Annotated in this window: 16 protein-coding genes and 3 pseudogenes; 15 read left to right on the top strand and 4 right to left on the bottom strand. The window is 68.9% G+C overall.

What is annotated here, in order from left to right:
- The first annotated feature begins 459 nt into the window (after positions 1 to 459).
- Positions 460 to 1,344, top strand: coding sequence for an aminoglycoside phosphotransferase family protein (locus tag ACLQ2U_RS30845; protein ID WP_425754414.1), 885 nt, complete (start codon positions 460 to 462; stop codon positions 1,342 to 1,344).
- Positions 1,345 to 1,493: 149 nt separating this feature from the next.
- On the opposite strand, the pseudogene ACLQ2U_RS30840 reads toward ACLQ2U_RS30845, so the two are convergent.
- Positions 1,494 to 3,266: pseudogene (locus tag ACLQ2U_RS30840) on the bottom strand (type IV secretory system conjugative DNA transfer family protein); the annotation flags it as partial.
- Positions 3,267 to 4,410: 1,144 nt separating this feature from the next.
- Here ACLQ2U_RS30840 and ACLQ2U_RS30835 point away from each other — a divergent pair.
- Positions 4,411 to 5,562 carry a TRAFAC clade GTPase domain-containing protein gene (locus ACLQ2U_RS30835; RefSeq protein ID WP_425754413.1) on the top strand — a complete coding sequence of 384 codons (1,152 nt, stop codon included), beginning with the start codon at positions 4,411 to 4,413 and terminating at the stop codon, positions 5,560 to 5,562.
- Complete coding sequence (locus tag ACLQ2U_RS30830) at positions 5,559 to 5,909, top strand: hypothetical protein (protein WP_425754412.1); 351 nt, start codon at positions 5,559 to 5,561, stop codon at positions 5,907 to 5,909. Before ACLQ2U_RS30835 ends, ACLQ2U_RS30830 begins: the two co-directional genes overlap by 4 nt.
- Before the next feature lie 531 nt (positions 5,910 to 6,440).
- Here the strand turns inward: ACLQ2U_RS30830 and ACLQ2U_RS30825 are convergent.
- Positions 6,441 to 7,313: pseudogene (locus ACLQ2U_RS30825) on the bottom strand (hypothetical protein); the annotation flags it as partial.
- 849 nt (positions 7,314 to 8,162) lie between these two features.
- On the opposite strand from ACLQ2U_RS30825, the pseudogene ACLQ2U_RS30820 reads away from it, so the two are divergent.
- The 11 genes and pseudogenes from ACLQ2U_RS30820 to ACLQ2U_RS30770 all read left to right on the top strand — a co-directional run bounded on the left by ACLQ2U_RS30820 (position 8,163) and on the right by ACLQ2U_RS30770 (position 18,877).
- Positions 8,163 to 8,986, top strand: a pseudogene (locus ACLQ2U_RS30820) (hypothetical protein).
- Positions 8,979 to 10,010: a TRM11 family SAM-dependent methyltransferase gene (locus tag ACLQ2U_RS30815; protein ID WP_425754411.1), complete on the top strand. Its 1,032-nt coding sequence runs from the start codon at positions 8,979 to 8,981 to the stop codon at positions 10,008 to 10,010. Before ACLQ2U_RS30820 ends, ACLQ2U_RS30815 begins: the two are co-directional and overlap by 8 nt.
- Positions 10,007 to 10,555: a DNA cytosine methyltransferase gene (locus ACLQ2U_RS30810; protein ID WP_425754410.1), complete on the top strand. Its 549-nt coding sequence runs from the start codon at positions 10,007 to 10,009 to the stop codon at positions 10,553 to 10,555. Before ACLQ2U_RS30815 ends, ACLQ2U_RS30810 begins: the two co-directional genes overlap by 4 nt.
- A 334-nt stretch (positions 10,556 to 10,889) precedes the next feature.
- Positions 10,890 to 11,297 carry a hypothetical protein gene (locus tag ACLQ2U_RS30805; RefSeq protein WP_425754409.1) on the top strand — a complete coding sequence of 136 codons (408 nt, stop codon included), beginning with the start codon at positions 10,890 to 10,892 and terminating at the stop codon, positions 11,295 to 11,297.
- Between the two features lie 91 nt (positions 11,298 to 11,388).
- On the top strand, positions 11,389 to 11,700 hold the full coding sequence (locus ACLQ2U_RS30800; RefSeq protein WP_425754408.1) for a helix-turn-helix domain-containing protein: 312 nt from the start codon (positions 11,389 to 11,391) through the stop codon (positions 11,698 to 11,700).
- Between the two features lie 360 nt (positions 11,701 to 12,060).
- On the top strand, positions 12,061 to 13,287 hold the full coding sequence (locus ACLQ2U_RS30795) for a tyrosine-type recombinase/integrase (protein WP_425754407.1): 1,227 nt from the start codon (positions 12,061 to 12,063) through the stop codon (positions 13,285 to 13,287).
- A gap of 109 nt (positions 13,288 to 13,396) precedes the next feature.
- Positions 13,397 to 14,170, top strand: a complete 774-nt coding sequence (locus ACLQ2U_RS30790; RefSeq protein WP_425754406.1) for a hypothetical protein — start codon at positions 13,397 to 13,399, stop codon at positions 14,168 to 14,170.
- A gap of 474 nt (positions 14,171 to 14,644) precedes the next feature.
- Positions 14,645 to 16,858, top strand: a complete 2,214-nt coding sequence (recD2, locus tag ACLQ2U_RS30785) for an SF1B family DNA helicase RecD2 (RefSeq protein WP_425754405.1) — start codon at positions 14,645 to 14,647, stop codon at positions 16,856 to 16,858.
- A 33-nt stretch (positions 16,859 to 16,891) separates the two neighbouring features.
- Positions 16,892 to 17,143, top strand: coding sequence for a hypothetical protein (locus ACLQ2U_RS30780; protein ID WP_425754404.1), 252 nt, complete (start codon positions 16,892 to 16,894; stop codon positions 17,141 to 17,143).
- 353 nt (positions 17,144 to 17,496) lie between these two features.
- The gene (locus ACLQ2U_RS30775; RefSeq protein WP_425754403.1) at positions 17,497 to 18,021 is read left to right on the top strand and encodes a group II intron reverse transcriptase/maturase; all 525 of its coding nucleotides are present in this window, start codon (positions 17,497 to 17,499) and stop codon (positions 18,019 to 18,021) included.
- Positions 18,002 to 18,877, top strand: a complete 876-nt coding sequence (locus ACLQ2U_RS30770; RefSeq protein WP_425754402.1) for an alpha/beta hydrolase family protein — start codon at positions 18,002 to 18,004, stop codon at positions 18,875 to 18,877. Before ACLQ2U_RS30775 ends, ACLQ2U_RS30770 begins: the two co-directional genes overlap by 20 nt.
- A 1,406-nt stretch (positions 18,878 to 20,283) precedes the next feature.
- Here ACLQ2U_RS30770 and ACLQ2U_RS30765 read toward each other — a convergent pair.
- Positions 20,284 to 23,091, bottom strand: a complete 2,808-nt coding sequence (locus ACLQ2U_RS30765; RefSeq protein WP_425754401.1) for a helix-turn-helix transcriptional regulator — start codon at positions 23,089 to 23,091, stop codon at positions 20,284 to 20,286.
- Between the two features lie 714 nt (positions 23,092 to 23,805).
- Between ACLQ2U_RS30765 and ACLQ2U_RS30760 the strand changes: the two genes are divergently transcribed.
- The gene (locus ACLQ2U_RS30760) at positions 23,806 to 25,020 is read left to right on the top strand and encodes an epoxide hydrolase family protein (protein WP_425754400.1); all 1,215 of its coding nucleotides are present in this window, start codon (positions 23,806 to 23,808) and stop codon (positions 25,018 to 25,020) included.
- Between the two features lie 488 nt (positions 25,021 to 25,508).
- Here ACLQ2U_RS30760 and ACLQ2U_RS30755 read toward each other — a convergent pair whose 3' ends face one another.
- The gene (locus ACLQ2U_RS30755) at positions 25,509 to 25,997 is read right to left on the bottom strand and encodes a VOC family protein (protein ID WP_425754399.1); all 489 of its coding nucleotides are present in this window, start codon (positions 25,995 to 25,997) and stop codon (positions 25,509 to 25,511) included.
- Between the last annotated feature and the right edge of the window lie 994 nt (positions 25,998 to 26,991).

The following is a 26,991-nucleotide window of genomic DNA, read 5'->3' as shown; positions in this document are numbered from 1 at the left end:
CTGACCTTCACGCCGCACAGACGGCCTTGTCGGCACCCGCCCACCCCTCAACACCCTTTGTTCAGGGGTCTCCTAGATGGTCGGGCGGCCCGGCCTGACTGCCTCCCTTTCCATGTGTTGGACGGCGCTGTGGGGTGCAGTGAGCTGATCTCAGCGACGCGAAAGTGTTGATTGGTACGACACGGGCGAAAGCGATGAGGCTAGACAACGTTGGACGTGGGCGTGAGGCCATGGTTTGCGGCCCACCGGCATCCCGACCGTCCTTTTGTTCGGCACCGCTCCATCGCGTCGGTACGACGGCGAGGCAGCCGAGGTGTTCGCCGGTCGTATGCACACCGACGGCGGACCCGGCGCCGAGGCCGAGGCCGAGGCCGCGGTACAAGCGGTCGATCCGGCGCACGGTTCGGCGTGGTCCGAATTCGATTGGCAGGATGATCGAGCGGGTTCTATGGTCGCGCGGTGCGCCCTGGAGAGATCGTCGTCGCTGTCGGGCAGGTACGCGCCCTGATCGACGAGCAGTTCCCCGAATGGTCGGACCTGCCGATCGTTGCGCAGCCGTTGAACGGCACCGACAACGCGCTGTTCCGGCTGGGTGATTCCCTGACGGCACGGCTGCCGCGGGCGCAGTGGGCGGTCGACCAGGTGGCGACCGACGCGACCTGGCTGCCGCGGCTGGCGCCGCATCTTCCGGTGCCTGTTCCGGTGCCGGTCGCGGTCGGCCGGCCGGGAGGGGACTATCCGTGGCCGTGGACGGTCGTCCCGTGGCTGGACGGGCGCAATCCGGAAGCCGGGCAGGACCTCGTCGACCTCGCCGTCGACCTCGCCGGCTTCGTGCGCGCGATGATCGCGATCGACCCGATGGGCGGGCCGGTCAAGGAGGGGATTCAGCGCGGCGTACCTCTGGTGCAGCGGGACGAGCTGACCCGCCGGTCGATAGCGGCGCTGGGCGACCGGATCGACGGGCGGGCGGTGACCGCGGCGTGGGACGAGGCGATGGCGGCGGACGAGTGGCCCGGACCGCCGGTATGGCTGCACGGTGATCTCCTGGAAGGCAACCTGCTGGTCGACCGGGGCAGGCTCACCGGGGTGATCGACTTCGGCGGTCTCGGCCGCGGCGATCCGGCGGTCGAGGTGCGGCCGGGCTGGAGCCTGTTCGATGCCCGCGCGCGGGCCGCGTACCGGGAGGCGCTCGGGTTCGACGAGGCGACCTGGGTGCGCGGGTGGGCCTGGATGCTGTCGGGCTCGCTCTACTGGCTGGCGGACCTGTGGGACTCGATCAGCGAGGACGATCGCGAGGACACGATCCGCTACATCGACTGCATCGTGCGTCACCGCCACGACTGACCTGCGGTGCCCACGCGATCACCGTCGGGCGACGCCCCGGACGGTCGGCATCGGGTCGCCCTCAGGGTGGGGCGACTTCAAGCTCTGGGTGGGCTCGGCTGTGGCCGTCAGAACGAGCCATCATCCCGGCAGGGCTGCCAGGGACGTGGTCAGGAGTTGCCGGTCTTGCGGCTGCCCGGCTTGGTGGTGTCGCCATTTCTGCCGCTGGTGCTGGCGTGCGGCCGCTCCGGGCGCGAGTACCGGTCGGCGAGGGTGTCGATGGCGCTGGCGTCCTGTGGTGTGGTCGCCGCGGCGGCGGCCTGTCGGATCGCGGTGGCCTCCCCGACGACCGGCTTGGGTGGGCGGGTTTTCATGGTGAACGCTGGTGTCTGCCGTCCGTCGGCGACGAGGCGGGTGGCGGCGGTGTAGGCGTCGAGGTGGGTCAGGTCGTGCTCGTCGAGTTCGGGCAGGGTGTGCCTCGCGAGGACGCGGGCGTCCTCGGGCGCGCAGGAGAAGTAGACCTTGTTGCGGGCGTTCGCGGATGCGGCGGCGAGGAGGTCTTTGGGGAACTGTGCGAGGTCTTGGTGGGACAGGACGAGGGACAGCCTGTACTTGCGGGCTTCGGCGAGCATCGTGTCGAGGCTGTTGGCCAGGGTCAGGAAGTTCTGCGCCTCGTCGATGATCAGGGTGGCGTCGCGGCGCTTGTCAGGGTCGATCTTGGCGCGGGCGGTGGCGGCCTGCCACACCTGCGCCAAGACCAGGGAGCCGAGGAGCTTGCTGGTGTCCTCTCCCAACTGCCCCTTGGGGATGCGGACGAGCAGTGCCCCGCCGTCGAGGACCTTGCCCATGTCGAAGCTGGATTTCGGGTAGCGCATGGTGCGTTTGACGAAGTCTCGGAGCAGGAACGCGCGTAGGCGGGCGAGGACGGGGCCGATGACCTGGGAGCGCAGGGCGGGGTTGAGTTCGTCATACCACTGCCAGAACCCGCTGAGGCCGGCCGGGTCGTCGAGGTTGACCGTCATCGCCGATCGGAACTGCGCCGAGTTGAGCAGGGGTGGGATGTGTTGGAGGGTGACGTTGGCGTGGCGGAGCAGGGTCAGGCAGGCCACCCGCATCACGCTTTAGCGAAGATGTTCCCGAAGATCGACACGAGGTTGTCGACGACGAGGTCGGGGTCGTCGCCGGACAGCGGGTTGAGGGTGGGTGGGTTGGGCTGGTCGGGGTCGAACAGCACCACCCGGTCGGCGACGGTGGCGGGGAGCCGGTCGAGGATGTCGAGGACCATGTCTCCGTGGGGGTCGATGACGACGCTGCCGCGGCCGGCTTTGATGTCGTCGACGGCCATGTTGACCAGCAGTGTGGTCTTCCCGGAGCCGGTGGATCCGATCACGTGCAGGTGATAGCGGGCGTCGGGCACGGACAGGGCGATGCCGTGGCCCGACCTCGGCGGTGCCGAGGATCTTCGTGCCGCGTCCGCCGGTCGGGACGGCGACCGGGGTGGGCATGGACTTCGCCCGGGCCCGGTCGAGGCCGGGTACGGCGAGGTCGCGGGGCAGCGCCGCGAGGGCAGCCAACTCCGGAGTGGATGTCAGGAACCCCGCACTCAGGCGCCGGCAGGCGAGAACTTGTAGTGGTGTGGGCATCCGGGCGCGGTGGGCCAGCTGGTTACGGCCGGAATAGACCGCGAACGACGAGGCGACAGTGTCGGCGAGACCTCGTAGCCGCCCCAGCTGGCTGGCGCCGGCGCGCTGGGTGTTCTTGGCGACGGCGTAGCGGATGTCGGTCTGCCACAGCGGGTGGGATGTCTTGTCCAGGATCGCCCGCACGTCCCGCTCCACCCCCGGGTTCCGCCGTCCCGCGGCGGCGGCGGGCCGGGTGGTGGGGCCGGTGGGCAGGAATGGCTCGACGAGCCACAGCAGCGGCGTGGCCGGGTTGATGGTGGGAATTGGGTGAGGGCACGCAGGCGTGCCGGGATGCGGAACATGGGCGGGTTCACCTCCGGCCCCGCCGGTGTGGGATGCGGCGGGGCGCTAGTGGGCGGTCACGAGGGACCGCCGCCGGGCACGCAGACGGGAACCCACGAACCGGCCTGTCCCCGGGAGGAGCTCGTCCTCCCTTGTCGGGTAGCGGTCTGTTCGATGAGGTGTCAGCGCACCAAGCACTGGCGGCACCCGAGGCGTCCGGCTCGCGGGCGGCCCGACGTTGTGCGGGCCAAGCGGCGGGCGGAATCCTCAGGGCGCCGTGGGCGCTGCGAGAAGTCCCGCACCCCCAAACCGGCGTTTGTGTGCTCCGGCGAACGCCCTCACTTCTCACAGCGGCTCACCCGCCCCCACGGTGGGGGCTGCGGTGCTCACAGGGCAGGTCAGGGGCGGTATGGCCGTGCCGAGGCCGAGAGCGTGACAACCCCGCGGCGCTGTCTCACCGCCCTACAGCGGCGCGCACCACTCACCGCGCGGCCAACCCTCTATGAGTCCTGTCGACGTACGGCTCATCGTGCCCAGCCGGGTACGGCCGAACGTGCACAGATCTGAAGCGACGCTCAACGATTGACTAAGGCAGTCCGGCACCTGTGCGATCGATCCGGCCATCGCCTTTTGCGACGAACACTGTCCGAGCCAGGGCGAGATCGTGATTACCGCGTGTAACTTACCCTGCACTCAAGTGGCCGCGCGGATCGCGGCAGGACAGTAAGCCGGCGGAATCGACCACCTTCAGCGGCAGGAAACGGCCATCGGCTCGCGATGCGACTGCGCCTATGCCTCATTGCGGCTCGGGCTGCTCACTCCATCGGAAGATGAGGGCTGCGCCACGCTACCGCACCGCCGACGGAAGCCTGCTGCCGTCTGGAGTTCGAGATTCGTCCAGTACCTGCCATGCGCAGCGCCACTCGCCGCTCGCCACGTCCTTTGCGGCGGCGCTGCCGAGGGGCGAACCTCATGTAAGCGAACGAGCCACAGAGAGCCGGCGCGTTCTATGCGGCACGCGAGATGAGGGCGTATCAGACCTTCCGCCGCCATTCGACCAGTTCGCCAATTTCGGCGCGATGACAGCCAGCGAGTTTCCGGATCCCGGCTCTAAGATCCTCATATGCAACTGAGCAGAGTGCTGGAGCAGCAGATTGCAGTGTTCGGCGAGAGCGGAAGCGGCAAGACCGTCATGCTCTCCTCCTTCTACGGAGCCACGCAGGAGCCTCAGTACTTGCAGAGGAATCTGTTCCATGTCATAGCGGACGATCTTGGGCAAGGCGCGCGGTTGCATCGAAACTACCTCGGGATGAGAGATTCGGCGCGGCTGCCCAGCACTACCCGGTTTTCCGCCACGTCCTACTCTTTCTCGGTCAAGCTGAGGGATGGGTCTGACGCCACGGATACGAAGGCCAGGCCCTTCGACGCCCTGCGCCTTGTCTGGCACGACTATCCGGGAGAGTGGTTCGAGCAGGACGTGAGCGGGCCAGAAGAGGCTCAGCGCCGGGTCGACACCTTCCGGTCTCTGCTGGGTTCTGATGTCGCTCTCTTGCTGGTCGACGGTCAGCGGTTGCTGGAGCACTCCGGAGAGGAGGAGCGATACCTCAAGTCGTTGCTGGCCAATCTCCGCAACGGACTGCTGTCGCTCAAAGATGACCTGTTGACGGACGGCAGGCCTCTCGTCGAGTTTCCGCGTATCTGGATAATGGCGCTGTCGAAGGCCGATCTACTGCCGCACCTGGACGTTTTCAAGTTCCGGGATCTCCTCATCGACAAAGCATGGGATGAGATCGACGAACTGCGCAAGGTGCTTGCTGGGCTGGTGGAAGCCACCGACGCACTGTCCGTGGGTGAGGACTTCGTGCTGCTGTCGTCAGCGAAGTTTGACGCAGGCAAAATCAACGTGACCGAGCGCGTCGGTCTGGAGTTGATCTTGCCATTGGCGGCCATGCTCCCGTTCGAGCGACACGTCCGGTGGAACCAGGCGTGGCAAATTCCTGGGAAAGTGGCCGAGAGTCTGCTGAACGGCGCCGGAAGTTTGGCCGCCGCGCTGCTCGGGCGCAAGAGCACGCTGCCTGGCCCATTGAGCCATCTGATGAACCTTATCGGTCCCGATGTCGTGGACGACGCGGTCAAGCTGGCGGGTGACAAACTCCGGAAAATGAACTCCGAAGCGGTGGCCAAACAGGAGTACCTTGCCGCTACGTTGACTGGCTTTAGGATGGACTTGGACCACGGCGAAGAGGAGCAGATCCTGCTCAGGAGCCGTCGATGAGCCTCATCTGGGCCACCCGTGGGCGGACGTGGGGTTTCCGCTTTCTCCTCAACGGTGGATTCAAGGATCCGCTCCCAGAATACGAAAATGCCTTTTCGGACATCGACGATGAAGCAGAAGTCTGCCACCGTGTCGGCAAAAAGGTGGCGCTACGTTTCCCGGATCCTCTGGAGCGCAAAGACGTGGCTGGCCGGGTAATCCCACACGAATTCGTCGTCTTCGGACCTTTGGTCGATGAAATTGAGTCGGTCGAGGATGGTCTTCGGCTGGTCTGGTGCCAACCCCAGGTCGCCGACGAATTCGGCCGGGTCTGGGATTCGGCCGAGCCGCCCGCAGCTCAAGGATGACGTCAGCGACATGATCCTTCTCGCCAGCATGCTCCGGCACCCACTGATGAAATTGCTGCGACGACTGCTGCAACGCACTCAATTCGGCAGAAGCAGATGCGCCGTCATGCCGACGGCGCATCGCTGGTCACGGAACGTCACGACGGCCACCGACACTACCCATGGGTCTCGCTGAGGCACCGCTGGTCGGCTCGGGGAGCGGTTGAAGGTGGAACTGCTCGCTCTCATCTCAGCGTCCGTCCACACGACGCTGTGCATGTTGAGCTGTACCTGGCTGGGCACGATGACTCGTACGCCGACAAGTGCGGATGAGTCGCCGGATTACTCAGGTCTGGACAGCGCCGCACCCCGTCGGCTTTTCCCACGGCTCTTCACATCCGCTTCGGTCGGCGACCGGCAGCGTCCGCCCGATACGGGCGCAGGCGGCCGGAAACACGAGGCGACGCCCTCACCTGGACGATGGCGGTGAAGGCGCCGCGGGGGTGGTGCTGGTCGTGTCGTCGATGAGGGGTTTCGGTGCGTGGGGCAGGCGGCTGCCGCCGCCGGGGACGCCGCGTGCGTGGCGTGTCGGCGGGCGGTGGCCCGGCCGGCGCGGGTGGCCGCCCGGTGACCGGCCTTGGCCGCGAGGGCTTCTGCGGCTTGCGGGGACGCGATGCCGGTGAGCAGGCCGGCGGCGAGGGCGTCGGCGATGCGGGTGTCGATGCGGCCCACGCGCATCCGCAGGGCGTCGACGGTGACACCGAGTCCGGCGGCGATCGGCTCGATCGCCCGCTGTCCGAGCCGCACGTCGATGTAGGGCTGCTCGTCCTCGGCGTCGAGGATGCCCAAGCCGACCGCACGGCACACGAGCACGTGGGGATGCCCGTAGGGCACCTTCGGGGTGCGGGGGCCGGTGAGGTGCTCGACGTCGGCGATGGTGATGTACTCGCTGGCGTGCAGGCGCGGCTGGTGCCCGGCGCGCCACGCCGCCCGGCACAGCGCCGCGTACGGGGCGTCCTTGGTGAGGTCGACGCGGTCGCGTAGGGCGGTCAGGAAGCCGGTGAGGACCTCGCCGTCGATGTCGTCCGGGTCACCGGGGTAGCCGGCGCACAACTGCCCCGCGTAGCGGCGCAGCGCGGGCATGGCCATCCCGACCGCGGCGATCACCCACGCCGGCCCGTCCAGGCGCGCACGGCGGACCAGTTCCCGCCACACGCCGTCCCGCACCGCGTAGGCCCGGGGATGCCGCAGGAGCCAGTCTCGCAGCGCCGGCAGTGCCATGACACCCGACGGCGCACCGTCGTCGTCGGGGCCGCAGCTGTCGAGGTCGAGTGTCAGAGGCGCCGGCTGGCAGGTCAACGCCGCGAAGGCGGCGTCGGCGGCGTCCAGCGGCGAGGTCGGCCAGTCCATGACGGACACGTTCATGTCACTACTCCGTGTCAGAGAAGGGTTCTCGAATGACATCGCGGCGCTGCCGTGGCCGCGCGTCGGCACCGATTTCGCCACGGCGGGCACACAGATCCCTCACAGCGCAAGCCGGAACCGTGCGACAGGGCGCCGCCGGTCGTGACACCGCTTCCGCCAGTCGATCTCTGGCAATGGTCTATATCAGTACTGCCGGTTTGTGTCGGTGCACTTGAGCTGGACTTTGACACAGGCCGAACGGTCATCTCGCCGGTCGCCGAGGCTTGCTGGCGCCCGTCAGCCGGGTGCGCGCTCCGACGAGGACACCGCCTGGGCATGACGCTCACAGTCACTCACGGCCACGCGCAACGACTCTCCCTAGGCGCCGGTCACATCCCCGGGGCACGATGTCACCGGCGCCGAATCTGACACGGGTAGGCAGTGTCGCCTGGACATCCGGCGCCATCCGTGATGTCACCGCTGCCCGTGCGCGGGATCGAATGTCATGTCAACCGCAGGCTGACATGAGCAGCGATGACACGGCGCGGTCCTCACGCAAGGCCCACCCGACGCCGCGCCATCGACGCGTGCCACTGACGTGCTGTGCGTGTCAGTGACGCCGCGTGTCCGGCAGCGCAAATCGGCCGGGATATCCGTGCCCGGACGACGTCCAACCTCGACCAGGTTTGTCGACGAAGCTCGCTGCTCTACCGGCATCGTCAGCAGGTAGATCGGCGCCAAGGTCCCACCTGCTGTGAGGGCTGTGAGTCCGTGTGTGCCGCTGTGAGATCCGGGGGCGTTCGCCAGAGCACACAAACGCCGGTTTGGGGATGTCAGCGCACCGACCGCGCGGCGCGGAGCCGACACCACATGAGCGAGCACACGCCGCAGCACCACCACGACCTCGCCCACCCCGTCGACCCCATCGGCGCCGACCCGACCCTGATCGACCTCGTGGCCGGTGACCCGCCGGTCCCGGTCACGGTGTGGCGCACCGCCCGCACCGACGCCGACACCGGCCGCGCCATCGGCGCCCGCCTGGCCTACCGGCTCGTGGCCGCCTACAGCCGCCCCGGCGACGCCGTCGTCGACCTGACCGGCGGCCACGCCCTGACCGCTGCCTGCGCCGCCGGTCGGCGCCGGCACCACCCGGGCTGGTTCACCGACGCGTCCAGCCTCATCATCGGTCCGGCCACCCCGCCGGCCCGCCACGTTCCTGCAGACCTGTCCGACGACAGCGACCTGCCGGACCTGCACGCCTGGTTCGGCGACGACCTCACCGACCCCGACCTGCCCCCCACGGGGGCGCAGGCCACCCCGCCGTCCGACGGCACGTCGCTTCAGGAGGCCACCAGCCTGGTCGTGGCCTGCTGGCCCCTGGACCCCGCCGACTCCACCAACCGGATTCGGCTGGCGTGGCTGCTGACCACGTGCGCGCGCCTGCTGTCGCCACCGCCGCCTCTGAGGTCGGGCTGGGCTACCTGCAGCACATCGTCGCGGTCGGCGCCGACACCGACGGCGACGCGTTCGTCTACCACGTCACCGACGAGGAACTGCTCAGTCTCGCCCAGCAGACCGGCGAACACTGGCAGGTGGCGCACCTGCGGGTGCACGCCGACCTGCTCGTGTTCAGCCAGCACCAGGCGCCGGAGCCGCAGCGCGGCTCTCGCTGGCAGGGCGGCCGCCGTGGCTGAGCGCCCGCCGTTCCCCGCCGACCCGCACCAGCCACCCACCACCGCAGCCGAGGACACCGACTTCAGCCCACACCGCGCCGAGCCGAGCCCAGACGTGCTGTCGGTGTGGGCGACCGCTCAGCGGACGGGACCGGTGCAGCGCCGCGGCCGGTACGTGCCGGAGTCGGTCAAGCACCCCGCCCGGATGCTCCCGGCCATCGCCGCGCACGCCGTGCACGCCTACACCCAACCCGGCGACCTGATCCTGGACCCGATGTGTGGGATCGGCACCACCCTCGTCGAGGCCGTCCACGCGGGCCGCGACGCCCTCGGAGTGGAGTACGAGTCCCGCTGGTCGGACATCGCCGATGCCAACATCACCCACGCCCACCAGCGGGGTGCCACCGGCCGGGCGTCCGTGGTCCGCGGTGACGCCACCCGCCTGGGGTCCCTGCTGCCCGCCGCCCTCGCCGGGCAGGTAGCTCTCGTGGTTACCTCACCGCCGTACGGGCCGACCGTGCACGGCCTGGTCCGTCCGGGCGCGGACGGGGTGGCGAAGTACGACAACGCCTACAACGACGGCACCGACCGCGGGAACCTCGCCTACCGAGACCTGACCGGCCTCACCGACGGCTTCGAACAGATCCTCACCGGGTGCGCGACCTTGCTGCGCCCGGGCGGCACCGTGGTGGTCACCGCCCGGCCGTGGCGCAAGAACGGCCAGCTGGTCGACCTTCCCTCCGCCGTCATCGCCGCCGGCACCCGCGCCGGCCTGATCCCCACCGAACGGTGCGTGGCCCTCCTCGCGGCCGTCCGCGACGGGCACCTGGTAGCCCGCCCGTCGTTCTTCCAACTCCAGGCCGTGCGCAAGGCCCGCACCGCCGGCACCCCACTGCACCTGATCACCCACGAAGACGTGCTCATCTTCCGACGACCGGCAACCTCCGCGAGTTCCGGCGAACTGACGGGTCCCCAAGGCGAGTCCGAACGCCACCAGGGCGCGTCCAGCCGGAACGCTGCCGGGGATCCGGGGGAGGGAGGTTGAATGACCGTCCCACCGGGCCGCGCATCGGATCCCTGTGCACCGGGTACGGCGGCCTCGACCTGGCCGTCGAGCTGGTGCTCGGCGGCCGGCTCGCTTGGTACGCCGAAACCGACCGGCATGCCCGCACCGTCCTGGCCCACCGCTGGCCCGGCGTGCCCAACCTCGGCGACATCCGCACCGTCGCCTGGAACAGCGTCGCACCCGTCGACGTGCTCACCGCCGGGTTCCCCTGCCAGGACATCTCCAACGCGGGGAAACGCGCCGGCATCACCGGCGTCCAGTCCAGCCTCTGGCAGTCGATCGCCGACGCCGTTCGCCATCTTCGACCGCCGCTCGTCTTCGTGGAGAACGTCGCCGCCCTCCTGCGGCGGGGCCTCGACGTCGTCGAAGCCGACCTGGCCACGCTCGGGTACGACACGAGCTGGCTATGCCTACGCGCATCCGACATCGGCGCCGCCCACCGACGCGACCGGCTGTTCCTGCTGGCCACTCCCACCGAACGACTCGCCCGCGGTGCGAACCTTGCCGACACCCTGCGCCCGTGACGGCAAGGGCCCCGGCCACCAATACGGACTACCCGACCTTCTCGAGCCGCGCGGCACCCGCCACCGCCTACTGCCCACCCCAGCAACCACCAACCACAGCCGCACCGCCCCATGCGACCCCATTCAGCATTACGGGTGCGGCTTCCTCGAGGCCGTGCGGCTCCTGCCGACACCCCGGGCCAGCGACACCGGCACGTCCGGGCGGCGGGCTGGCCCGGGATTCAGGCCCCCGCTCTCCCAAGTCCTGCTGCCTACGCCCAGGGCCACCGACGGCGTGAAAGGGTGCCCCGGACAGCGGGGCTCGCACGGGGACCTCACCCTGCCCTCCGCGGCGGTGCAGGTCGCCCGGTCGCTCCCCACACCCCGCGCATCCGACGCTCACGGACCCGGCGCACACGGCAAGGGCGGGCCCGACCTGCGCACCAGCGTCGCCGCCCTGCCCACCAACCTCGGACACCTCAACGACGGACGGTGGGGCCCCTACGCCGCCGCGATCGCCCGATGGGAACTACTGCTCGGGCAGCCGGTCCCCGACCCAACTCAGACCGGCCGCCACGGCAAACCCGTCCTCGCGCCACCGTTCGTGCAATGGCTCATGGGCCTGGACCCAGGCTGGGTCACCGACCTTGACGTGCCCCGCACCGCCGCGTTGCGCGTGCTCGGCAACGGTGTCGTCCCCCAACAAGCAGCGGCAGCGCTACAGCTGCTGCTCTGTCCCAGACGCTGGCAGGTGACGACATGAGCAGCCGCACCCCACCGCGCCACCCCTGGCAGGGCCACCGGCCCTCACCGGCGAGCAGGACTGCTCACGCCGCCACGAAGGGTGCCGCGTCATGAGCGACCGGCGACGCACCCGCACCGCCTCATACAACCCGCCACCAGCCGAACCCGCGGCCACACCTCGGTGGACCGAGGCGGAGGTCCGCGCGCTGGGCGTGACCACCGACGTGGTCACCGCCGGACAGATCCTCGGACTGTCCCGCAACACCGCCTACCGCCTCGCCCGCGCCGGCGCCTCCCCCGTCCCGGTCATCCAGGCAGGCCACCAGTACCGGATACCCGTCGCCGGCCTCCTCGCCGCCCTGCACCTGACCACCCCGCCGGCAACACCCGACGGCGGCGACACGCACCCACCCGCACCGTGAATCTCCACCGCGCACTGACTGCCCGCGCCGACTTGATCGTCGCGGGCAGTCGAGCGTGCATGTCGATCGACAAAACCGCTGCCCCGGCAGGCACCAGCCCAACGCACCCGGAGAAGCCCGCCCATGTCGCACGGATCGATCTTCAAACGTTGCGGATGCCGCGACCCGCGCACCCGCAAACCCCTCGGCAACCACTGCCCAAAACTTCGACGCGCCAACCGGTCCTGGAACCCCGACCACGGCCACTGGGCCTACCAACTGGAACTCCCACCCACCGCCGAGGGCCGCCGCCGACAGCTACGCCCCACCGGCTTCGACACACACAAGCAAGCCGCCGACGAACTCGACCGCGCCCGGCAGTTGCTCGACCTCGCCGGCCGCAACCGCCGCCGCCGCATCGAGGTCGGCGACCTTCTGCAAGCCACCCTCCGCGCCGGCGGAACCCTGCCCGGCATCGACACCGTCCGCAACCGGCTCCGCACCGACACCCCGCTGGTCGGCGTGCCCACCCTCGCGGAATGGCTGACCACCTGGCTGCAGCGGCTCACCGTCGACGACAACACCCGCCGCGGCTACGAATCCCACGTCCGCGTGCACCTCATCCCCCACATCGGCGACGTCGTCCTGGACAAGCTGCGCCCCCACCACATCGAGGACCTCATCGACAAGATCAAACAACGCAACGCCGACATCGCCACCGCGAAAGCCAGTCCCGACCCCGACACCCGCGCCAGCGTCCGAGGGGTGCGGCCCACCGGACCCGCCACCATCGCCCGCATCCGCGCCACCCTGCGCAAGGCGCTCAACGACGCCCTCGCCCGCGAGGTGGTCAGCGGCGTCACGAACCCCGCCACCCTGGTCAAGACCCCCAACGCTCGGGCCAAGCCGATCGTGTGGGAACCCGAACGCGTCGAAAGGTGGAAGGCCACCGGTGAGGTCCCCGGCCCTGTCATGGTCTGGACCGACGACCTTCTCATCCAGTTCCTGGACTACGCCGCCGAGCATGCCCCGGACCTGCACCCCCTACTGCACCTCATGGCCTACCGCGGACCCCGCCGCGGTGAAGCGTGCGGACTCCTCGACGCCGAAGTCCGCCTCGCCAAAGGCGAGGTCAGCATCGTCAACCAGATCGCCACCCACGGCTACGAAACCCACCAGAAACGGCCCAAGAGCGACGCCGGCAACCGCGAGGTCATCCTCGACCCCGACACCGTCGCCGTCCTCACCGCCTACAAGGCCCGCCGCGCCGCCTGGCGCCTCGCCGCCGGCACAGACTGGCCCGACACCGGCTTGTTCTTCGTCCGCGCCGACGGCAGACCGTGGCACCCCAACTCTGTCACCCAACGCTTCCGCCGCCTCGTCAAACAAGCCGGGCTGCCACCCATCCGACTGCACGACCTGCGCCACGGCGCCGCCACCCTCGCCCTCGACGCCGGCGTCGACATCAAAGTCGTCTCCGACCAACTCGGCCACTCCACCACCACCCTCACCCGCGACACTTACCAAAGCGTCGTCAAGCGACTGCACCACGAAGCCGCAACCGCCGTCGCCGACAGGATCAATAACAAGCGGCGCCGCACCGCCTGAGCGACCTGGGTGATGGGTTGAAATAACAGCTCATCGGGCCTGCGGTACTTTCTTCACCAACACCAATCGGTGAACAGGTGCAATTCCTGCCGCTTGCCGAACGTCTTCCATGAGGCGACAACCGTTTATCCACATTGGAGGCCCTGATTCGATGACTTCCTACACCATCACCATCACCATCGCCGCAGACGATCCCAGTCGAGCGATCACAACCCTGAAGGTCGAGGTGAACGACACCACCCCGCGCATCACCGAACTGGTGGTACGCGCGGGGCAGGGGGACGGGCTGACCGCGGGCCAGATCCCCGCTGTCGACCTGGACCTGCTCTTGAGGGCGATCGCGCCCACCGCCGGTGGGCGGCAGGCGATAGCCACGCCGCCCATCGCCGTATCCGACGAGGCGCCCGCAGCCGGCGGTATGTCCGTTGACGACGGTGAGCCCGCCGCCGAGCCGACGGCCGTCCAGGCCACCGCCCCTACCCTGGGTGCGGATGAGCCGGCTACGAGTGACCCTGAGGTGGCTGGTGCGGTAGACGTCGTGGTGCCTAAGCAGGCGTCACGGGCGACCAAGGCAAGCGAGGCGAAGAAGGCCAGCCGGGCGTCGGGCGCTGGCGCGACCAGCAGCCGAGCGGGCAAGGGGAAGACCGCAGCGGGTGCCAAGGCCACGACTACGGCGGGGAAGGCCACGAAGCGGACCGCGAAAGGCGGGTCCTCCGCAGGCGAGGGGCGGGTGTACCGGCGCTCACCGGCCGATCTCGAAGCGGTCTACCAGCAGGCCGGCAGTGTGACCGCCGTCGCCGACCACTACGACGTGCCCCGGCACACCGCCCAGGGATGGATCCGCACGCTGCGCCGCCGGCAAGCCGGGCCAGTTTCTGAGTAGGGGAACCGGGCCAACAGGGGTGTCGCGTCAAGGCGCGGGATTAGAACCTGACGGCGGGCCGGCGACGTGCTGCGACAACGCCACCAGCTCCCGCGCCATGCTTCTGCCCCATGGGTATGGCAGTAATCCGGCCGGCGACGGCTCGAGGACTCGGTCGGGAATGGCGTGGCGGGCGAAGCACGCCGCGGGCCGCCCGTGCGCGCAGGTGGCGACGGTGCGGCGGGCGTGGCAGCCTAACCCCGACTGGCCGGGGCGGCGACCGCGGCGTGGAGGAGGTCGAGGCCGACATCAGCGTCATTTGAGAGCGGCCGGCCGACAACTCTGTTCCAGAGGCCGAGAGGCACCAGATTCAGGACCTGCTGCGCTATGTCGCCCGCCGGGACCATCGGGCAGGCTGACCGCCCCTGGCCACCACCGCCACACGGCACAGTCGCGCCGACGGCGGGTGGCAGCGCACCGTCTGTAGGCGGCACCATGGTCGCCGTGACCGCTCCCGCCCGCCCGCCCCTGGCAGTACTGGACGCGGTGCTGGAGCGGTTGACCTACGTCAACGAGGAAACCGGCTACACCGTCGCCCGCGTGGCCACCGACCGCAGCAGCGACCTGTTGACGGTGGTGGGTGCGCTGCTCGGCGCCCAGCCCGGGGAGAGCCTGCGCCTGTCGGGGCGGTGGTCGTCGCACCCGCAGTACGGGCGGCAGTTCGAGGTCGACTCCTACACCACGGTCCTGCCCGCCACCATCCAGGGCATCCAGCGCTACCTCGGCTCCGGCCTGGTCAAGGGCATCGGCCCGGTGTTCGCCGAGCGGATCGTCGCCCATTTCGGCCTCGACACCCTCCGGGTCATCGAGGAGGAACCCGCACGGCTGGTCGAGGTCCCCGGCCTTGGCCCGAAACGGACGGCGAAGATCACCGCGGCGTGGGAGGAGCAGAAGGCCATCAAGGAGGTGATGGTCTTCCTTCAGGGAGTCGGGGTGTCCACGTCCCTGGCCGTGCGGATCTTCAAGAAGTACGCCGACGCCTCGATCTCGGTGGTCAGGAACGAGCCGTACCGGTTGGCGGCTGACGTGTGGGGTATCGGCTTCAAGACCGCCGACACCATCGCCCAGGCCGTCGGCATCCCGCACGACAGCCGGCAGCGGGTCAAGGCCGGCCTGCAGTACACCCTGTCGGAGGCCAGCGACTCCGGGCACTGCTATCTGCCCGCCCCGCAGCTCGTCGCCGACGCCACCAAGATCCTGGACGTGCCCGGCGATCTCGTCACGGCCTGCCTCGACGACCTCGTCGCCGAGGAGGGCGTGGTCCGCGAGGTGGTGCCCGGCTCTGACGGCGAGCCGCTGCCGGCGGTGTACCTGGTGCCGTTCCACCGCGCCGAGCAGTCCCTGGCCGGGTCGCTGCAGCGGCTGCTGGGAGTCCGCGCCGACCGGCTGCCCCACTTCGCCGACGTCAACTGGGACAAGGCCCTGGCATGGTTGAAGGCCCGCACCGGCGCTGACCTGGCCGCGGAGCAGGAGCAGGCGGTCCGGCTCGCGCTCACCTCCAAGGTTGCCGTGCTGACCGGCGGGCCCGGCTGCGGCAAAAGCTTCACCGTGCGGTCGATCGTCGAACTCGCCGCCGCGAAGAAGGCCAAGGTCACCCTCGCCGCCCCAACGGGGCGTGCCGCGAAGCGACTGTCGGAGCTGACCGGCCACCCGGCTGCGACGGTGCACCGGCTGCTGCAGCTCCGCCCCGGCGGGGAAGCCACCTACGACCGGGACAACCCCCTCGACGTCGACCTCCTCGTCGTCGACGAGGCCTCGATGCTCGACCTCATCCTGGCCAACAAACTCGTCAAGGCCGTCCCACCCGGCGCGCACCTGCTCCTCGTCGGCGACGTCGACCAACTCCCCTCCGTCGGCGCCGGGGAAGTCCTGCGGGACCTGCTCGCCGCCGACGGCATCCCTCGGGTCCGGCTGACGCAGATCTTCCGCCAGGCCGCCGAGTCCGGCGTTGTCACCAACGCCCACCGCATCAACGCCGGCAAACCACCCCTGCTGCAAGGCCTCCACGACTTCTTCCTCTTCGCCTGCGACGACACCGACGCCACCGCCGCCCTCACCGTCGACGTCGCCTACACACGCATCCCCGCCAAGTTCGGCCTCGACCCGCGCCGCGACGTCCAGGTCCTCACCCCCATGCACCGCGGACCCGCCGGCGCCGGAGCCCTCAACGCGCTGCTGCAACAGCGCCTCACCCCCGCCCGCGACGGACAACCCGAACGCCGCATGGGCGGACGCGTGTTCCGGATCGGCGACAAGGTCACCCAGATCCGCAACAACTACGACAAAGGCCAAGCCGGCGTCTTCAACGGCACCGTCGGCGTCGTCACCGCCCTCTCCCCCGAGGAACAGTCCCTCACCGTTCGCACCGACGAAGACGAGACCATCGACTACGACTTCGACGAACTCGACGAGCTCGCCCACGCCTACGCCATGACCATCCACCGCTCCCAAGGCTCCGAATACCCCGCCGTCGTCATCCCCCTGACCACCAGCGCGTGGATGATGCTGCAACGCAACCTGCTCTACACCGCCGTCACCCGCGCCAAACAACTCGTCGTCCTCGTCGGCTCCCGCCGCGCCCTCGCCGCCGCCGTGCGCACCGTCGGCGCCGGCCGCCGCCACACCGCCCTCGACCACCGACTTACCTGACACCCGCTAGTCGAACGCTTGTGCGATGCGGCGGTGGAGGACGTAGCGGGACGCTGGTGGTACAGCATCTGGGGACGCCTGGGCCGCCGTGACGTGTGGCTGACCCGCGAGGTCCGGTGGAAGGTCATCGCCCGCGCCGGCGACGCAGAGACGGGCCGGGTGCTGCGGTGGGAGTTCGACAGCGAACCCGAGGCCCTCGCCATGGTCGAGCGTCTCCTCGCCGCCGATGCCGGCGGCCAGTGGCGCAAGCAAGCCAGCGACGCCGCATCGTCACCACCCCGGTGACGGCACGACGATCGGGGCGTCATCCACAAGGCGCGAGAGTTATCCACAGGTCTGGGGACGGTCGGTGGCGCGTTCAAGATATGCCAGTAAGGCCGTTCCGGTCGGCGAGGTCGCCATGCTGGGCACTGCCACGGGCAGGTGGAGCAGCCGAGGCCGCAGGCCACCGACAACCGCCCGCAGCGGTTGTTGGCCAGTCGCCGCGGGGCCGGTGCCATCGACCTGCAGGGTGGCCACGCCGGCGATCGCGCCAGCCCTTCAAGCCCGGCGGACCGCTGTCCGTCGATCGATGTTCCCATCGCTCCGATTCCAGCCAACGACCTCGCATACCTGTACGGCCAGCCGACGATCACCTCTTGGGGTTCGCTGGCACCAAGGCCGAAGCCGAACAGATCAAGAACGAGCTCGCCGCGTTCCTGCGCGACGACCTGAAGCTCGACCTCTCCACCGAGAAAACCTTGATCACCCACGCCCGCACCCACAAGGCGCGGTTCCTCGGCTACGACATCTGGACCCGGCAGGCTGACACCTGGCACACCAAGGGCGGTCGGTCACTCAACGGCTCCATCGCCCTCCGCGTCCCACCCGAAGCCGTCAACGCCAGATGCCGTTCCTACATTCGGGGACAGGGCAAACCCCTGATCCGCAACGACCTGATCCGCACCAGCGACTACAACATCGTCGCCGCTTTCGGCGCCGAGTATCGAGGCTATGTCCAGTACTACCAGATGGCAGGGAACATCAACTGGCTCAACAAGCTCCGCGGCGTCATGGAACGATCGATGATGTCGACCCTGGCAGCCGCCTTTTCCGCCCCGATCGGGCGGACGGGATTTGCGCGGCCGTGTTTGACTGCCCGGCATGGAGCTGCACGTCGGTGAGCTGAGGTTGCCCGCCATCCTGGACCTGCCGGCCGGCCCCGCGCGCGGCAGCCTGGTGGCGTTGCACGGGTCCCATGCCGACCAGCGCTCGTACTTCCTGTACGAGCACCTGGCCCGGCTGCTGCCACCGGCCGGGATCGCGGTGCTGCGGTACGACCGACGCCCCCGGGTGGACGGTCGCGATGTGCCGCTGACTGCACAGGCCGATGACGCGGCGGAGGCTCTCGAGCTGCTGCGCCGGCAGGTGGGGGACGTCCCAGTTGGGCTCTGGGGTTTCAGCCAGGGGGCCTGGGCGGCTTCGCTCACCGCCAGCCGGCACCCGGTCGACTTCCTCGTGCTCGTCGGGTGCAGCGGGGTCAGTCCCGCCGCGCAGATGCGGTACGCGACCGCCGAGCAGCTGCGCCGGCACGGGTACGGCGAGGCCGACATCGCCGAGCTGGGCCGGCTGCGCCGTACCGCGGAGGCGTACCTGCGCGGCGAGGTGTCCCGCCCGACCGCTCAGGCGGAGCTGGACGTCGCCGTCGAGCGGCCCTGGTTCCCACTGGTGTTCCTGCCGAGAGAGCTGCCCGAGCCGGGCTCGTGGGCTGACATGGACTTCGACCCGGAGTCGGTCTTCGCGACGGTGTCCTGCCCGGTGCTGCTCTGCTACGGCGAGACCGACGGATGGACGCCCATCGAGGAGAGCATGGCGGCGTGGCGCCGGGCCGCCGGCGGCGGTGATCTGACCGTGGCCCGGCTGGCCGGTTGCGACCACCTGCCCACCCTCGACGAGGGCGAGACCCCGGACAGCATCAGCGCGCAGTACGAGAAGGTTCTGCTCGACTGGCTCGGCGACCGGCTTCCGACCCGGAGGTGACGTGTGACGACCGGCTGGCCGCCCCGCCGGCCCTGAAGTAGGTCCGACGCCGCGGCGGCCCTGGGGCGCGCGGCGGTGGTCCTGTGCGGGTGGGCGGCCGCGTTCTCGAGGGCCCCTGGTTGCCTGCTGAAGAGACGACGTCAGTGCAAGGAATGGAGAAGCTTGCCGGGGCGACGCGGGCCCAGCGAGGAAGCCCGCCAGCAGGCCGACACACCCGCGCATAGTGCCGATTATGTGCGCTGCCGCAGCCGCCGATGTTGGGACGAGGCGACAACGTCCTTTCGGCGAGGTCTGCGATGCTCCATTCGGCACCGCCCGGTGAGGTTCACCTCGCAGTTCAAGATCACTCGAGTTGCCGGATCGTCCGCCATGGTCGTCGGCTACGCGCCGGCCGCCAACACCAGCGCATGCCTCTGGGACTCCGGCGCCCCGTCCTTCACGGAAAACGCGGACGGCACCCAGACGCTGGTCTCGAATCCGACCGGCCGCCGTGCCCGCACTCACAGGAGGAGACGACGGCGCGAGTGGACCGAATCGCCGATTGGATCCAGCAGTCCAGCGGCGCCACGATCGTCACAGCAGGGCAGACCGGCGGCAACCGTCGATAACCCATCGCTGACCGCGATGGCATCGGCGTTTGTGACTCGCAACACCCGCGCCAGACCTCGCAGATCCCACCAGCAACGGGGACGTCTCCCCGCTGAAGGGCTGCGGCGGCGTCCGGCCTCCTGGTCCGGGAACCGCCGCCGTCGCCCCTCCTGTCAGCGCCCCCGAGATTTTCGTCGTAAGTGGACCGCCGGTGGTCGGCCTGACGCATCGCGACACGCTAAAAGCCCGACGGGGTAAGGGATTTGTACCGCGTCCCGCTCGATGGTCGCTCATGAGGCGACGGGCGCAGACGCCCCTACCGGTCCAGCGACATGCCGGCCGGTCCCTACGGCAGACAGGACCCCACACCTGCGCGACGCTGCTGCTGGCGGCAGGCGTGTCGCCACGAGTCGTCATGGACATCCCGGCCACTCCCAGATCGCAGTGACCATGAACATCTACGGGCACGTCATGCCGGCCATGCAGCAAGAGGCCGCAGCACACATGGACGCGGCGCTCACTGAGCCTGAGGCGGGTGATGGCGATGACGAGTGACACCTTGCTGTCGCCGTTGCTGTCACTCACCCTGAAACGACATCTGGGCACCCACCCCGAAGGGTGAATGCCCAGATGATTGCTGGTGCGCCGCCATGGACTCGAACCCCGAACCCGCGGATTAAGAGGACACCCACTGCCCCTTGACTAACGGTCGCCACTTGGGCGGGACTCGCCTGCAGGCTGAGCTCACCTTGCTGTTCTAGCGCTGCGTTGGGGTCATGCAGGGGTCAGACTCGCCTGCCGACTACCACATCCGGTTGTCACATCGCGAGACCGCTGCTGGTTACACCGGCGGCGGTTTCGGAGGAGAGAGCAACGTGTCGGAGCTGCCTGCGTGAGCTGACTCCGAGCTTGCTGAACACGTTGCCGAGGTGCCACTCCACCGTACGTGGACTGATGAACATCTGGGCGGCGATCTCACAGTTGGTGTGCCCGTCTTTAGCCAACCTGGCGATCTGGGCCTCCTGGCTGGTGAGTTCGGTGACAGTTCCGGCCGTCCGCTTGCGTACGGTTTCCCCGGTTGCGAGAAGCTCCCTGCGGGCGCGCTCGGCAAAACCGTCGGCTCCGATCCGGCTGAAGGCCTCGTAGGCGGAGCGTAGCTGAGTACGGCTTTCCTGGCGGCGGTTGTGGCGACGCAGCCACTCGCCGTACAGCAGACGGGCGCGGGCCAGGTGGACGACGATCCGGCAGCGTCCGAGATGCTCGATCGCCTTTCGGTAAAGCGCATCGGCATCCCGGTCGTCGCTCAGTAGCGCGCGCGAGCAGGCCTCCACGCCCAGAGCCCACTCGGTTCCGCTCGCGCGTGTGCGTTCGGTGAGCTTGTCCAGCGCCGCCGCGGCGGCCTCTGGCTGCCCGCCGCGGGCAGCCGCCTCGATCAGTTCGACCAGTGCCCACCCGAAGAATCCCAGATCCTCGTACTGGCATGCGCGCGTCGCGGCTGCCAACGCGGTGTCATAGCGGCCGAGGCCGTTGTACAGCGCTGCGGTTGAGTACTCGGCGAGGCTGACCGTTCGTCCCTCCCCCCAGGCGCCTACCTCTTCGATGGTCGTCTCGATAAGATCCATTGCCTGGGATTCCTGCGCTCGCCAGGCGCCGAGTATCAGTGACGTGTACATCATGGGTGCGCCGCCCGTCGCCTCCGAGATCGCTGTCGCTTCGTCGATCAGAGCCGCTGCGGTACGGAATTCTCCAGCGAAAACGTGGTAGCACGCCTTGTAGGTCAGTGCCATTGGGAGGACGGAGAGCGCCCCCGTTTCGCGGGCGATGCGGACGGCGCCGGTCGCCATCTCCTGCCACGCGTCGTCGTCCCACAGCTCCGGCGCGAGAGGCTCGGGTATCACCCGGAACGCCAGCCACAACCAGCGCCTGTCCGCATCCGTCGGGCCAGATTTCTGCTCCTGCCGGACGATGTGCAGTGCACGTCTGAGGGCGTCGACGCTGGCAGCGCAGCGATCGATGATCAGGTCGGCCATGCTGTCCAGCAGGACGTCGGCCGTCCGCGGCGGCGTCGGCGGCGGCGGTCCGGCGCGGACTGCCTCGGCCACCTCCCGCTGCCCTGGCCCTTCACTCAGACGGCCGGCGAAGATCGCCGCGCCCACCGCTTCCAGCAGGGTGTCACGGGCGACGGCAGCGTCGAGAGGCGCGAGCCGGTGTGCGGCGTCGAGCAGAAGCCGCGGTGCGTCGCTGCAGCGTAGCTGGGAGAACACCAGCCGGGCTCGCAACCGCTCGAATCGGGCGCGCTGCAAATCGTCGAGGGGGCCGGCCTCCGCGACCGCGAGCAGGTTGTCGGCTTGTTCTGCCCCGCCAGCGTCAATGTCGAGCTCAGCGGCGGCCAGTGCTCGGGTGACACGTCGCGCGGGATCGGGCGTCAGCTCCGCCGCCCGCCGCAGGAACGAGGCTGCGGCAGCGGCTCCGCCCCTGCCTTGAGCCCGGTCAGCCGAGCGCTCCAGGTCGACGGCGACGCTCTCGTCAGGCCCCGTGGCGGCCTGAGCGCGATGCCACGCCCTGCGATCAGGATCAAGGTGGGGATCGGTAGCCTGCGCCAACGCTCGGTGCGCCGCCCGGCGATCGGGCGGGGGCGTCCGGTGGTAAACGGCGGAGCGCACCAGCGGGTGGTGGAACCGCACCCCAGCGCCGAACTCAACCAGTCCTTCGCTCTCGGCTGGCACTGCGGCGTCCACCGGGATCTCCTGCAAACTGGCCGCGCGCCACAGCAGGCCTCCGTCTCCGGTCGGCTCAGCCGCAGCGGTCACCAGAAGCCGCTGACTGTCTGGAGGCAGTGATAGGAACTGCTGATAAAAGGCATTCTCGATGTGGCGCGCTAGGGGGCGCCTGCCGGGAAGCCAAAATCCGCCCGCCAGCTCAGCGGGTGCGAGCGAGAGTGGCAGGTGCAGCAGGGCCATCGGATTGCCGTGAGCCTCGGCAACGATACGATCCCGCACTAGCGGGTCGAGCGGCGCGCGAAGAGCCGAAGCGAGCAGGGCACGCGCGTCAGGCTCGCTGAGGCCCTCGACGATCAGCTCTGGCAGACCGGCCAGCTCGCGATCGTCATCGGGCTCCCGCACAGCAAAGATCAAAGCTACCGATTCGGCCAGCAACCGCCTGGCGACAAACGCCAGCACCTGCATGGACCCGTCATCGAGCCACTGCGCATCATCGACGAGGCAGGCCAGCGGCTGATCCTCGGCGGCACCGGCCAGCAGACTAAGCACAGCCAGGCCTACCAGGAACCGATTGGGCGCCTCGCCCTCCTGTAGTCCGAACGCGACAGACAATGCATCGCGCTGCGGTCCAGGCAGCTCATGAAGCCGACCCAGCGTCGGCGCGCAGAGCTGATGAAGGACCGCGAACGGAAGGTTCATCTCCGACTCAATGCCCGCGATGGCGATCGTTCGGATCCCGGCGGCCCGGCTGGCTGCGTACTCCAGCAACGCGGTCTTGCCGATCCCTGCCTCCCCGCGAAGGACCAGGACTACGCTGCTGCCCGCCCGCGCTTTGGCTAGCACCCGCTCCAGCGCGGCCGTTTCCTGGCCACGGCCCGGCAGCCCGTCGACAGCGGGTATGCCCATGGTCGATCTTCCTTACCAGCTGCTCGGTGAAATGTGCGGCTAATACGATCCATTGCGCCAGGTCGAGGCAATTGGCTCGGCCGGTGCGAGGTAAGCGCGGCGACTCGGCCTCCCGGTTGCCGCGGCCAATCGACGCACCGTCCAGCTAATGCGCCTGCAGTCAGACGCCACCCTGCGCGGCCAGTGAGACTTTAGCGCATTTCGGTGCTTCACAGAGCAATTGTCAAGACTTGCGGATGAGAGATCTTGACGATGCTGCGGTAGCCGTCGGCGGACGGGTCCCAGCCGGGCGAAGGCGCGGGCCTCGTCCGGCCCACTGCGCCACAGTCCCCCGCCCCGGGGGAGCCGGCATCCCCCGCGCGACTGCCGACGCGCAGTACCAGCGGGCCCCGCCCGGCGGGCAGGACGAACGCGACATCCAGGCGCGCAAGAACAACATGTTGTCGCCGTGAGAGATCAAGACCGGGTCTTCTGCACGGTGCAGACCCCGGGGAAAACCCCCGGGGTTTTCACCGGGGCGAAGCGCGCACCCGCTGGGCGACAGTGAACAGGCCAGCGATCACCGAGTTGCCGCCGCCGATGCGGCACCAACCCATGAACAGGAGCCATTTCTGACTGACTAAAGCAAGTCGGGACTCTGTCCTCACTCAAGATTTCCTGTGTGCCGATAAAGGCGGCGCATGTTCCATGCGAATTCAAACTCCAAGGAGACTCATGTCTGCCACACCCGACAATTCCACGATCCGGCCGTTCAAGGTCGAGGTTCCTGAGGCGGAGCTCAAGGCGCTGCGAGAGCGCATCCTGGCCACGCGCTGGCCCGAGAAGGAGACCGTTGACGACCAGTCGCAGGGCCCGCAGCTCGCCACGATGAAGGAGCTCGCGCGCTACTGGGCCGACGAGTACGACTGGCGCAAGGTGGAGGCGAGGCTGAACTCCCTGCCGAACTTCATCACCGAAATTGATGGGCTGGACATTCACTTCGTCCACGTTCGCTCGAAGCACGAGAACGCTCTGCCGATCATCGTCTCGCACGGCTGGCCGGGCTCGATCATCGAGCAGCTCAAGATCATCGAGCCGCTGACCGATCCCACGGCACACGGCGGCAGCGCAGAGGACGCCTTCCACGTGGTGATTCCGTCGATGCCCGGCTACGGGTACTCGGGCAAGCCGACGGAGACCGGCTGGGGCCCGGACCGCATCGGTCGTGCCTGGGTGGAGCTGATGAAGCGCCTCGGGTACACGAAGTTCGTGGCGCAGGGTGGCGACTGGGGCGCGGTCGTCGTGGACCTGATGGCCGTGGAGGCGCCCGAGGGGCTGATCGGCATCCACACCAACATGGCCGGCGTGGTCCCGCCCGAGCTCGACAACCTGTTCCAGAAGAACATCATCGGGGCGGCCAACGCACTCGAGAATCTGCCGGCCGACCTCTCACCGGAGGAGCGGCAGGTGTGCGAGCAGCTGGACTTCGTGTGGAAGCACGTCGCATACGCCGTGCAGATGGCGTCTCGCCCGCAGACGCTGACCGGGTTGACGGACTCGCCCGTCTTCCTGGCGGCGTGGATGCTCGACCATGACGCCGCGAGCCTGGCGCTGATCTCCCGGTCCTTCGCCGGGGTGGCCGAAGGCCTCACGCGTGACGACGTCCTCGACAACGTCACGCACTTCTGGCTGACGGACTCGGGGATCTCCGCGTCACGGCTCTACGCGGAGAACAAGTTCTCGTTCTTTGGCGTCAAGGGGGTCAAGATCCCGGTTGCCGTGAGCGTCTTCCCAGACGAGCTCTACCAGGCTCCGAAGAGCTGGGCAGAAAGGGCGTATCCCAAGCTCGTCCACTACAACCGGCTCGACAAGGGCGGGCACTTCGCGGCTTGGGAGCAGCCCAAGGCCTTCGTGGAGGAGGTCCGCGCGGGCTTCCGGTCGCTGCGCTAGATGACCGGGTGCCACCGTCCGCACTAGCTCGTCGGGGCGGCCGAGCGGCTCAACTGCGAGTCTCTCGGCCGCCCCAAGCTACGCGGCCGCGTCGCCCCCTCGACCCTCGCCAGTGTGTGAGCCCTACCCCCTTGATGGGACGGTTCGGCACCTCCATCGGATGATCCGGGCAGCGCTACACGATGCCGTCGTCGACGGACTCATCTCTGAGAATCCGGCGCGGAACCTCCGTCTTGCTCACCGGTATCGGCCGCGGTTCACGCCGCTGACCGGCGAGGAAGCCAAGCTACTGCTCAAGGCCGCGCGAGCGGATCGGCTGTTCGCCCTCTACGCGGTGGCGCTGGCTCTCGGCCTCCGACGTGGCGAGGCGCTGGGGCTCCGGTGTGGACCTGATCGACGGCGTCATCTTCGTTCGCCAGTCTCTGCAACGGAGCTGCGCAAGATCCTCAACGTCGATCAGTCAAAACCTCCTCGGTCGTGCGGACTCGTCACCGCCCGGGTTGCCGCTCCTTGACCTCCTGCAGCAGCCACCCGTTGCCGTCCGGGTCGGTGAACGAGGCGAATGAGGCGTAGCTGCGACGGTCTGGGGCGGGGCCGCCCACCCGTTCTTGGTCGCCGGTGTCGTAGACGTTGTGGTAGACCTCGCTCACCTCCACGCCCCTGCTGATCAGGTCGGCGCGGGCTTGATCGATGTCGGAGACCACGAGGTAGGTGCCCTGGGCAGTGCCAGGCGCCGCGGGGGTGAGCCCGCGGCCGAGGTGGATCGAGCATGCCGACCCTGGCGGCGTCAGTTGCACGACCCTGAACCTCGGGCCGGCCTCGTAGTCCGCATCGAGCCGCCACCCCAAGCCCTGGTAGAAGCGCAGGGCGCGGTCGACGTCAGCCACAGGGATGACGACGACCTCGAGTTTCATGGGCGTAGTCGGCTCCTTGACGACGTCCGTTGCGTCGTCCTGATCTTCCTGCGGGGTGCTCATGTCGACCTCCCGTGACGGATGCCCGGCTCGATTCATGACCCTTGGTGAGCCTCCACCGGCCGGGGGCTCGAGCGCCGGCTCCGGGTCATCCGTGGACCGGCTGATACGACAATCCTGGCATGCCGGACACCGCCGATGAGGGCTGATGCCACGACGCTCCCACCTCGGAAAACGCCCCTAGCTGCTGCTCTTTGCCTTCGGCGGGCTTTCGTCCGACGGCCGCCTCACGACCCTGACCGCGTACGAGCACCGATCCCTTGAAGTTGATCGTTTAACTCCCCCCGGCCGGAACCATCCCGTTCGCCCTCGACCCTTCGAACGGGGTGCAGACCCGCGGATCGGCCCGGCAGGGCAGAAATTCCGACGGCCAACGGCACGGTGGGTGGACGGGCCTGCCGCTGCGCGGGCAGTGCCCACGAGATCCGGAGCCAAGCAGCGGCGCGGCGGGGATTCGCCCCAGGGCCGAGCCGGCCGCCAGTGTGGGGTCAACCATCACCAGAGGCAGCCTTTAGCGACTCTCCCTGACTATCAACCAGCGTCAGCGGCGGTCGCGCGCCCCTGGGCGCACGAAAAAAAAGCGCCCCTCCAGTCGATCGGCGTCGATGATGAGAGGGATGTTTCCCCTGTTCAAACCCTGTAGACCCTGCGCGCCCGAGGCGACTCGAACCCCTCGCCTTCTGACGTAGATTCCCGAGGCCACACCACAGCCGTTCGGCGACGTCCGCGTCGCCCTGGGCACCGCGCTCGTGGCGACTGGATCGGTCCGGACTCGTCCGGCTCCGCTCGCCCCGGTGGCTCCACGCGTTGCTCCCAAGCCAGACCGCCTGAGCCCGGACCCTGCGACAGGGCCGTATGGCCGTACGTCACCCATCCGTCCTTTTCGGATCGTTAGCTAGCGGAGCGATCGGAACGTCGCCCGGACGTCTTCCGAGAGCAGCTGCGGCTGCTCCCAGGCCGCGAAGTGCCCGCCCTTGTCGTGCCGGTTGTAGTGGAC

The sequence above is a fragment of the Micromonospora sp. DT47 genome (assembly GCF_049844475.1).
GTDB lineage: Bacteria > Actinomycetota > Actinomycetes > Mycobacteriales > Micromonosporaceae > Micromonospora.
Note: the sequence above shows the minus strand (reverse complement) of the source record. Positions and strands in the feature narration are given on the sequence as shown.